Here is a 10707-nt window from a genome sequence, read left to right on the forward strand (position 1 = left end):
GGACCGGCAGGCGCCGACGACGCGGCGATCGTCGTCATAGGCGAGCAGGCCGCTGCCGCCGTCCCCGGGCACGGTGGCGATCCAGGCATTACGGAAATGGTCGCGGAAGATCGCGCCCTCGATGCGGCGCGTCGCCTGCATCGTGACCGCGAGCGCAAGCTGGTGCGCGGCGCGGCTGAGGTCATCACGACAGGACGTGATGTTGACGGCGCCTGCGATGCGGCCTGCCTGGTCGAACAGCGGCGTCACCGCACAGGAGAAGATGCCCCATTGCTCGCGAAAATGCTCGTCGCGATGAACCAGGATCGGCTTCTGCTCCGCAAGGCAGGTGCCGAGCCCGTTGGTGCCTTCATGGGCCTCCGAAAAATTCGAGCCGGTATAGACCTTCCAGCGCAGGAAGATCTCGGTGTCGGCCTCGCCCGGCAGGCGGCTGAACAGCATGGTCGCGTTGGCATCAGCGAGATTGACGCAATAGCCGGCCTCCCGCAGCACGCGGGCGAGATCCTCGAGCTCGGACGTCGCGAGCCGGATTGTCTCCTCCATGGGCTGGGCAACGTGCCGGACCTCGGCTGCGGTCAGCGTCTGTGGCGGGCCCAGGCGGGCGGGATCGAGCTTGTGGCTGATCAGGGAGCGCCGCCAGGAATTGGCAATGCGCGAGGACGCATCGATGTCGGCCACATGATTGGCGACGGACAAGACCCGGGCGACATGGTTCGAGGCCGACAGGCTGGCCATCGCGGACGTCTCCACCCTGTATTATCGTGCAAAGTCTGGCAGCACGGGCGGGGATGTCAATCGGGAACCGGGAGCGGATGGCGCAGTACGCCGTCTCTTCTCGTCATTCCGGGGCGATGCGAAGCATCGAACCCGGAATCTCGAGATTCCGGGTTCGCGCTGCGCGCGCCCCGGAATGACAGCCTCATCTATTGCTGCACTGCCCTCACCAGGTATCGATGCACGGCCGCTTCTTCCCCGCCCTGGCGGGCGGCTTCGGCACGGACCGCAAGCCCGCCATGATCCAGCGCCGCGTCTCGGCGGGGTCGATGACGTTGTCGATCTCGAACACCGAGGCGATCGAGACGGCCTTGCCGTTGGCATAGAGCTCGGCGACCTTGTTGCGGTAATAGGTCTCGCGCTCCTCGGGGTCCGCGATCGCCTCCATCTCCTTGCGGAAGCCGAGGCGGACATAGCCTTCCAGGCCCATGCCGCCGAACTCGCCGGTCGGCCAGGCCGCGGTGAAGAACGAGGCGTGGAAGCCGCCGCCAATCATCGACTGCGCGCCGAGCCCATAGCCCTTGCGCAGCACGATGCCAAACAGCGGCACGGTGAGGCTCGCGCCCGTTACGAACATGCGCGAGACGTGGCGCACGATCGCGGTCTTCTCGGCCTCCGGGCCGACCATGAAACCGGGCGTGTCGCAGAGCGAGACGACCGGCAGATCGAAGGCATCGCAAAGCTGGAGGAAGCGCGCGGCCTTGTCGCCGGCATCGGCATCGATGGCGCCGCCGAGATGACGCGGGTTGTTGGCGATCAGGCCGAACGGCTTGCCCTCGATGCGGATCAGCGCGGTGATCATACCGACGCCGTAGTCGCGGCGCAGCTCCAGCACAGAATCCTTATCGGCGACGAGATCGATCACGCTGCGGATGTCGTAGACACGCAGGCGGTTCTCGGGGATGGCGCGGCGGAGCAGGCGCTGGTCCGCGGCTTGCCACTCCGTCACCGCACCCTGGAAATAGGACAGGTACTTTTGCGCGACGCGCGTCGCCTCCTCCTCGTCCTCGACAAGGATGTCGATAACGCCATTCGGTGACTGGAACGAGACCGGGCCGACCTCGGCCGGGTGGTACACGCCAAGGCCGCCGCCCTCGATCATGGCGGGGCCGCCCATGCCGATCGAGGCGTTCTTGGTCGCGATGATCACGTCGCAGCAGCCGAGCATCGCGGCATTGCCGGCAAAGCAATAGCCGGAGACGACGCCGATCACAGGCACAAGGCCGGAGAGCCTTGCGAACTGCACGAAGGACGGGCCGTCGAGCCCGGTCATGCCGAGCCGGTCGGTGTCGCCGGGCCGGCCACCGCCGCCCTCGGCGTAGAACACCAGCGGCACGCGCCAATCTTCCGCCAATGTCAGCATGCGGTCGATCTTCTTGTGGTTCATGTGCCCCTGCGTGCCCGCGAGCACGGTGTAGTCGTAGGCCACGACGATGCAGCGCGCGCCCTCCGGGCCGAAATTCTCCGCATTGACGGTGGCAACGCCCATAACGAGGCCGTCGGCCGGTGTGTTCTTGATGAGATCATCGAGCTTGCGGCGACGCCGCTGCGCCGCGATGGCGAGGCCGCCATATTCCATGAACGAGCCTTTGTCGACGAGCTGGGCAACGTTCTCGCGCGCGGTGCGCTGGTTGGTGTTGCGACGTCGCTCGACCGAGGACGGGCGGTTCGCATCCAGCGTATTGGCCTGACGCGCGATCAGCTCGGCGAGATCGGGACGGATGTGATCGAGATCGATATCGGCTTCCGCGGCCGTGCTGTCGGCCGCAACGTCGAGCGGCTCGAGATACATGATGGCCTCACCATGCAGCAGCGTGGCGCCGTCCCCGGCGGCGAGCTTCATGACCCGGCCGCCCTGCTCGGCCATGACGAGATGCTCCATCTTCATGGACTCGATCACAGCCAGCTGCTGGCCGGGGCGCACGACTTCACCTTCCTTCACCTGGATGGTGACGATGGTTCCCTGCAAGGGCGCCGCGACCATCACCGCGCCTTCCGGCACGATTTGCGCAATTTGCGCCTCCGCGCTGTGGCCACCGCTTCGCTCGGTCGCGGCGAAGTAGAGCGGCTTGGCCGCGCCGTCGGCCGCGTCGACGAGCTTGGCAATATTGCGGTCGATGAAGTCGGTCGCGATGCGGTTGGTCCTGAAATCGGGATGCGCGAGCACGGCCTGAAGGAAGGCGATGTTGGTGACGACGCCGTCGATCCGGAACTCACGCAAGGCGCGCGAGGCCTTGGCGACGACGTCATGCCAGGCTTCGCCCGGCGTATGCACGATGACCTTCGCCAGCAGCGAGTCGAAGGCGGCGCTGGTCTTGTAGCCGGCATAGCCGAAACTATCGACACGGACACCGGGCCCCGACGGCGGCTCGAACAATGCGAGCACGCCGCCGGTCGGATGCGTCGCGCCCGTCTCGTCCAGCGTTTCCATGTTGACGCGAAGCTGCATGGCATGGCCGCGCGGCTTCGGGATCGAGCCTTGCGCAAGGTCGAGCGAGGCCAGCGTGCTGCCCGCAGCAACCGCGAGCTGGGCGCGGACGAGGTCGAGCCCGAGCACCTCTTCGGTGACGGTGTGCTCGACCTGCAGCCGCGGATTGGCCTCGATGAAGGCAAAGCTGTCCTCGGCCGTGCCGTCGACCAGGAACTCGAAGGTACCGAGATTGTCGTAAGCCGCTGCCGCCGCGAGCTGCCTCGCCGCCTCGATGATGCGGCCGCGCAAGGGATCGCTCAGCGACGGGCTCGGCGCCACCTCGATCAGCTTCTGGTGGCGGCGCTGGATGGTGCATTCGCGCTCCCAGAGATGCGAGATCGCGCCGTGCTTGTCGCCGATGATCTGCACCTCGATATGGCGCGCCTGCCGGATCAGCCGCTCGGCATAGACGCCGTCGAAGCCGAACGCGGCCTTGGCCTCCGACTGGCAGCGCGCATAGGCTTCCGCGAGATCGAACGCGTTCTCCACCACGCGCATGCCGCGGCCGCCGCCGCCGGCCATCGCCTTGATGACAATGGCCGCGTTGCTGCCGAGCGAGGTGAAGAACGCCGTGATCTCCTCGAGGCTCGACGGCCCGCTGGTGCCGGCGATGATGGGGACGCCGCAGCGCTTTGCCAGTTGCCGTGCCGCGACCTTGTCACCGAACAGCTCCAGCGCGGCCGGTTTCGGGCCGACGAAAGTGAGGCCCGCATCGACGCAGGCTCTCGCGAACGCCGCGTTCTCGCTGAGGAAGCCATAGCCGGGATGCACGGCATCGCAGCCGGCGCTCTTCGCCGCCGTCACCACCGCCTCGATGTCGAGATAGGCCCGGGCGCCGCGGCCGGGGATTTCGATCGCGTCGTCGGCAACACGCACGTGCAGCGACAGCGCGTCGTCGGCGGGATGGATCGCAACCGTCGCGATGCCCGCGTCGGCCGCGGCGCGCGCGATGCGGATGGCGATCTCGCCGCGATTGGCGATCAGGAGCTTTTTGAACGACATCGTCTCTCTCACTCAGGCAGCAGGAGGCACATTGGGATTGAGATCCTGCTTCTTCACCTTGCCCGTCGCCGTCAGCGGCAGGGCATCGATCATACGCACTTCCGGCACCTTGTAGACGGCCATACGCTCAGCGCACCAGGCGCGCAGGTCTTCCGCGGAGATGGTGCCGACCGCCTCCGGCTTGAGCTGGATATAAGCCACCGGCACCTGGCCCTTGGCGGGATCGTCCCGCCCGACCACGCCCGAGCCCAACACCTTCGGATGCTGGCCAAGCAGCGCCTCGATCTCCGGCGGAAACACGCTCATGCCCTTGACCTTCAGCATTTCCTTGCGGCGGCCGAGGAAGTGCAGGAAGCCGTCCTTGTCGATGCTGCCGATATCACCGGTGCGCAGCCAGCCGTCGATCAGCGACTCCGCCGTCGCCTCCGGCTTGTTCCAGTAGCTCTTGAGCAGCGAGGGCGTCCGCACGCGGATCTCGCCTTCGGCGCCGAGCGGCAGCAGCGCGCCGGTCTCGAAATCCGTGATTTTGAACTCTGCGCCGGGAACCGGCAGGCCGACGAAGATCGGCTGGTTGTTGAGATCGAAATCGTCGTTCTGGAAACCGGCCGTGAAAGTGTTGGAGGTGTGGGTCTCGGTCATGCCCCAGGCCGCCTCCATCAGGATCGTGCCGGTGAGATCCTTCCAGCGCTTGCGGTAGTCGGCATTGAGCTTCTTGACGAAGGAAACAACGCGGACGTCTCTCAAGGACGACAGATCGAACTCGCGAAAGCGTGGATGGTCCATCAGCTCGACCGCGCTGTCGACCGGCATCGCGGTCATGGTCACCTTGTACTTGTCGATCGCGGCCATCGCGCCGACAGCGTCCCAGCGCGCGAGCAGGACCAGCGTGGCGCCGGAGAACAGTGGGAAGATCAGTCCAGAGTTCTCGCCCGCAATCCAGAACTCCGGGAAGAACGACAGGAACACGCTGCTCTCGCCGGGCGGCATCGAGATGCCGTAGTTGGCCGCGGCCGTGTAGACCATGTCGCCGTGGGTATGGACGCAGCCCTTGGGCATGCCGGTGGTGCCGCCGGTGTAGTTGAGCGCGGCAACATCATCGAGTCCGGGCGGCGGCAGCGGCGGCGACGCGGGCATCGCCGCAAGCGCGGGCAACAGATCGGTCGCGCCCGGCACCGCAACGCGCGGCGTGCGGATCGAGTCCGGAACGGGGAACGCGGGCGTTGTCGGCACGACGTCGGCAAAGCTGGTGACGATGATTTCGCGCAGGCGTACCTCGCCCCTGACCTGCTCGATGACGGGCATGAGTTGGTCCAGCGACACGATCACCTCAGCCTGGCTGTCGTTGAGCGCGTAGGACAGCTCGAACGCGCGCGACAGCGGGCTGACCGGAACGTGGATCGCGCCGAGCTTCAGGATGCCGAAGAACACGATGTGGAATTGCGGGCAATTCGGCAGGAACACGGCGACGCGATCGCCCTTGCGAACGCCCTTGGCCGCCAGCAGCGCCGCGAAGCGGTCGCTCTGCCGGTCGAGATCCGCGTAGGTCGTGACGTGGCCGTAGAAGATCACCGCGGGACGTTCGGGACTGCGCTTCGCCCAGGCGCGCAGATATTCCGTCAAGGGAACTTCGCCGTGCAGATAGTTCGGCGAACGCGGCAGGCCCTTCGGCCAGGCCTTGTCCCACAGGCCGCGCAAGGTGGCGAGGTAGTCCTGTTCGTTGAGGCCTGCGCTCATGAGGTCTTCCCGTGCTGCTTTTTTTCTTCGCGCAGGCACGCACGTGCCGTCGCTCGACGTCACTACACGTCGAGCACGGCAGAGTTCATGTCAAGAAAAACAGCATCCGCGCCGCAGCCGATGCCGCGACGCGGAAATACCAAAAAGGTGCAGCGCGTTTCGTTACGCCGCGCGCACGCCCGCGACGAAGACGCTGACCTCGTTCTCGAGGGATTGCAGTTTCTGCGTCAGCCGGCCGCTCGACTGCAGCACGAGGCCGGCGGCCTGGCCGGTCTCTGCGGTCGCATCGGTCACGCCGGAGATGTTTTGCGAGACCTGGTCGGTGCCGGAGGCCGCCTCCTGGACGCTATGGGCGATCGCCTGCGTGGCGGCGCCCTGCTCCTCGACGGCGGCGGCGATCGCTGCGGACACCTCGGACAGCCGCTCGATGGTGCCGCCGATCTCCTGGATGGCGCTGACGGATTCCTGCGTCGCGGCCTGGATGCCCGACACCTGCGCGCCGATCTCGCCAGTCGCCTTCGCCGTTTGCTCGGCCAACGCCTTGACTTCCGACGCGACGACCGCAAAGCCGCGGCCGGCTTCGCCCGCGCGCGCCGCCTCGATGGTGGCGTTCAGGGCCAACAAATTGGTCTGGCCTGCGATGGTATTGATGAGCTCGACTACGTCGCCGATGCGGGACGCGGCCTGCGACAGCGCGTTGACGCGCTCGTTGGTCCGCGCGGCTTGCTCGACGGCTTCTGCCGCCATCCGCGCCGAATCCTGCACGCGGCGGCTGATCTCGGTGATGGAGGACGAGAGTTCTTCGGATGCGGAGGCGACCGCCTGCACGTTGGTGGAGGCCTCCTCGGACGCAGCGGCAACCACGGTCGCGAGTTCCTTGCCGCGTTGCGCGGTGCCGGTCAGCGTCGAGGCCGACGCCTCGAGCTCGGTCGAGGCCGAGGAGACCGTGCCGACCACCTCGCCGATCATGGCTTCAAACCGACTGGTGATCGCGTCGACCCGGCGGCCGCGTTCGATCTTGGCCTCGGCGTCGCGCGCCGCCGCCTCGTCGGCGGCCTTCTTGGCGATCAGCGCCTCCTTGAAGATCTGGAGTGCATCCGCCATCGAACCGATCTCGGTCTTCTCGCCGCGATGCGGCACCTCGGCCGAAAGGTCGCCCTCGCCGAGCGACTGCATCGGACGGATGATCGAGGCAATGCCGCGAGACACGTCACGCACGAGATAATAGGCGGCGCCGATCGCGATCACGACGGAGAGCACGATGATGCCGACCAGAATCCGGAAGATCGCAGCGTAGCTGTCGGCCGCCTGCTTCGTCTCCAGCTCGGCGCCGCTGTTGTTGAGCTCGATGCCTTTCTGAAGCAGCGGATCGGCCGCCTGCGCCATCTTGGCAACCCTGGTCTGCAACATCTCGTTGGCGTCGGTCGGGAAGCGGCCGACGCTCTTGCGCGACAGCGCCATCGTCTCCTGCACGCCATTCAGATATTCGACCCACGCCTTGCTCCATTGCTCATAGAGCGCGCGTTCCTCAGCGACCGTGATCAGCGGCTCGTAGACCTTGCGCGTCTTCTCGATGCGCTCACGCAACGAGGCGAGGCGCTTCTCGGCGGCTTCCTTGCCTTCGGCCGTTTCCTGCATCAGATGCAGGCGAAGCGCGACGCGCAGCTCATTGATGTCGGCGCGCATCGAGCCGAGCGCACGCACGCTCGGCAGCCAGCTCTCCGCGATCTCGACGGTGTGGGCGTTGATGTTCTGCATCGTGCCGATCGCCGTCACGCCGACACCGGCGAGCGAGAGCACGAGGACCGACAGCACGGTCAGCAGCTTGAACACGATCGACAACTTCGACATCACACAAATCCCAACGATGCCGGGCAACGCGCACATCACCTGCGCCAGGCGTCACGACGGACGACCGTGCAGCGGTCAGTTCAACGGTGCTGGCTGGTTCTTATCCCGTAAGATTGCCGTCCATAATCGCAAGCAGGCGTTAACATGATCCTACGTAAAACTACGGGTAGGGCCCGGCCCGCGTATTTTCCATGCATTTGTTGCTGCACGCGGTTATCGCGTGCGGTGGTGCGAGCGCGCCGCCCTTGACGCGCTGCAACATTTGCTCGGGGTGACGACCGCCGCTAAGCCGCCCGCACCGACTCCAGGAAGCGCGCCACCTCGCTCTTGAGCCGGTTGCTCTCCTGCGACAGCGACTGCGCGGCCGAATGCACCTGCGCCGAGGCGGCCCCCGTCTCGCCGGCGCCGCGCTGGACGTCGGCGATGTTCGCCGAGACTTCGGAGGTACCTTGCGCCGCGTGCTGGATGTTGCGGGAGATCTCCTGCGTGGCGGCTCCCTGCTCCTCCACCGCTGCGGCGATGGTCGACGAGATCTCCGACATCTTCGCGATGGTGTCGCCGATCTCCTTGATCGCGCCGACAGAGTCCTCCGTTGCGGCCTGGATCGCACCGATGTGCTGGCCGATCTCGCCCGTGGCTTTCGCGGTCTGCTCGGCAAGCGCCTTCACTTCGGTGGCGACCACCGCAAAGCCCTTGCCGGCTTCGCCCGCCCGCGCCGCCTCGATCGTCGCATTGAGCGCCAACAGGTTGGTCTGCGCGGCGATGGTGTTGATCAGCTCGACCACGTCGCCGATGCGGGAGGCGGCTTTCGTCAGCTCGGCGACGCGCGCATTGGTGCGCTGGGCCTGCCCGACCGCGACGTCGGCTACGCGCGCCGATTCCTGCACCTGGCGGCTGATCTCGGAGACCGACGAGGTCATCTCCTCGCTGGCTGCGGAAACCGATTGCACATTGGCGGACGCCTCCTCCGAGGCCCCCGCCACAGCCGTGGCAAGCCCGTTGCCGCGCTCGGCGGCCTGAGTCAGCGTGTTCGACGACGCCTCGAGCTCGGTCGCCGCCGACGACACCGTCTCGATGATCTCGCCGACCGCGCCTTCGAACGTGTCGGCGAGCCGCTGCATATCGGTTTTGCGCTGCGCGCGCCCGCGTGCGTCCGCTTCGGCCTGCTCGGTACGCAGCCGATCGGCCTCCGCCATGTTGCTCCTGAACACCTCGACGGCACCGGCCATCTCGCCGATTTCATCCTTGCGCCCGATACCGGGAACGGAAATCGAGAGCTCGCCGCGCGCAAGCCGCGTCATCGCCGCGACCATGGCGGCAAGTGCCTTCGAGATCGAACGTCCGAGCAGGAAACCGACTGCAGCGAGCGCCACGATGGTAACGCCGAAGGTGACCGCCATCCATAGCCGCACAGCGTCACGCGTTGCAGCCTCGGCAGCGTCGGCCTGCTTATACTTGGCATCGACGGCAGCTCGCACCTCGGCCATGACAGGTTCGATCTCGCGGAACGTCTTCATCATGCTGGTATCGAGCGCCGCACTCTGCTGCGCGGTCTCCGTCCAGGCAGCGAACTCTGACTGGTATTTCTGGAGTTTGGCCGTGATGTCGTTCATCACCGCTATTGGGACGGCGACGACTTCTATTGCCTTGGAGAACTCGGCAGCGGCCTTCTTCATCTCGGCAATGTATTTTGGGTCGCGCCGCAGCATGAAGTCCTTTTCGTGCCGGCGCATCATCAGCATCCAGCTTGTCATCCTGGGATCGTCGATCTCCTTCAGCTTGGCCTCGATGTCGTGCACCGCGGCGCGGAGCGAGCCGGACAGGCCTAGCGTTTCGTTCAGTCCGAGCTTGGTCTCAGCCGCCACCAGCGCACCAAAGTCGGATGCATAGCGCTTGAAGCCGGTCTGGGCCTGCTTCATCCTGTCGGACAACGCATTCATGCCGCCGGCCGCGATCAACCGATCCACCTCGTCGAAATCGCGGTTGATCGGCCCGATCAGTTCGGCATGCGCCTTGGCGTAGCCCTCGGTGCGCCGCTGCTGAAAATTCTTCTCGTTGCGGCGAGCCTCGAGCATCTCGATCGAGAGCTGCTCGTTGAGGTCGACGATCGCGCGGGCGCGGTTGGCAGCGTCGCGGGAGGCGTCCTGGGAGAGACTGCCGATCTCGTAGATCGCGCCGAAGGCGACGAGCCCGATAAGGCCGAACAGTCCGATCGCCATGACCTTGTGGGTCAAGCGAATGGAAATGCCACTCATGAATGTGCTCCAACGATTGAGACGCAATACGCGAGGGGCGACTCAGCGCCCGGAATATTGCGGGCATCATGACCGCATCGCTTTGCCGGAAGGTTAACCCTGCGGGCACGATCACAACGCCGAAATACGAACGCGCGCGACCGCCGCGCAGTCACGCGCGACGGTTGCAGATCAGGCCTGCGAAGGACGCCGCCGTCAGGCGGCGCGCACGGTGCCGAGAAACTTGCTGACCTCGAGCTTGAGGCGATTGCTGTCGCCGGACAGCATCTGCGCGGCGGACAGCACCTGCGAGGACGCCGAGCCTGTCTCGCTCGCGCCGCGCTGCACGTCGGTGATGTTGGACGACACCTGATGAGTGCCCTCGGCCGCCTGCTGCACGTTGCGGGAAATTTCCTGCGTTGCCGCGCCCTGCTCCTCGACGGCGGCCGCGATGGTCGAAGAAATCTCCGACAGCTTCTCGATGGTGTGGCTGATGTCCCTGATGGCGCCGACCGAATGCTCGGTCGCGCTCTGGATGCCGGCGATCTGCTGCCCGATCTCGCCCGTCGCCTTCGCGGTCTGCTCGGCGAGCGCCTTGACCTCGGAGGCGACGACAGCGAAGCCGCGACCGGCCTCGCCGGC

Annotated in this window: 6 protein-coding genes; all 6 read right to left on the reverse strand. The window is 66.1% G+C overall.

The annotated features are described in order from the left end of the window. Positions 1-735 (reverse strand): GAF domain-containing protein (locus MOV74_RS19810; RefSeq protein WP_246925851.1); only part of this gene is annotated, 735 nt, incomplete at its 3' end. Between the two features lie 205 nt (positions 736-940). Continuing rightward, on the reverse strand, positions 941-4246 hold the full coding sequence (locus tag MOV74_RS19815) for a carboxyl transferase domain-containing protein (protein ID WP_246925856.1): 3306 nt from the start codon (positions 4244-4246) through the stop codon (positions 941-943). A 12-nt stretch (positions 4247-4258) separates the two neighbouring features. After that, positions 4259-5980 (reverse strand): AMP-binding protein, encoded by a 1722-nt coding sequence (locus MOV74_RS19820; protein ID WP_246925858.1) that lies wholly within the window; start codon positions 5978-5980, stop codon positions 4259-4261. Between the two features lie 162 nt (positions 5981-6142). Next, positions 6143-7831: a methyl-accepting chemotaxis protein gene (locus tag MOV74_RS19825; RefSeq protein WP_246925860.1), complete on the reverse strand. Its 1689-nt coding sequence runs from the start codon at positions 7829-7831 to the stop codon at positions 6143-6145. A gap of 284 nt (positions 7832-8115) precedes the next feature. Beyond that, positions 8116-10086, reverse strand: a complete 1971-nt coding sequence (locus MOV74_RS19830) for a methyl-accepting chemotaxis protein (RefSeq protein WP_246925862.1) — start codon at positions 10084-10086, stop codon at positions 8116-8118. Between the two features lie 195 nt (positions 10087-10281). Then, positions 10282-10707: methyl-accepting chemotaxis protein (locus MOV74_RS19835; RefSeq protein ID WP_246925864.1), on the reverse strand; the 426-nt coding region annotated here is incomplete at its 5' end.

The organism is Bradyrhizobium sp. SHOUNA76 (assembly GCF_023006445.1).
Classification (GTDB): domain Bacteria; phylum Pseudomonadota; class Alphaproteobacteria; order Rhizobiales; family Xanthobacteraceae; genus Bradyrhizobium.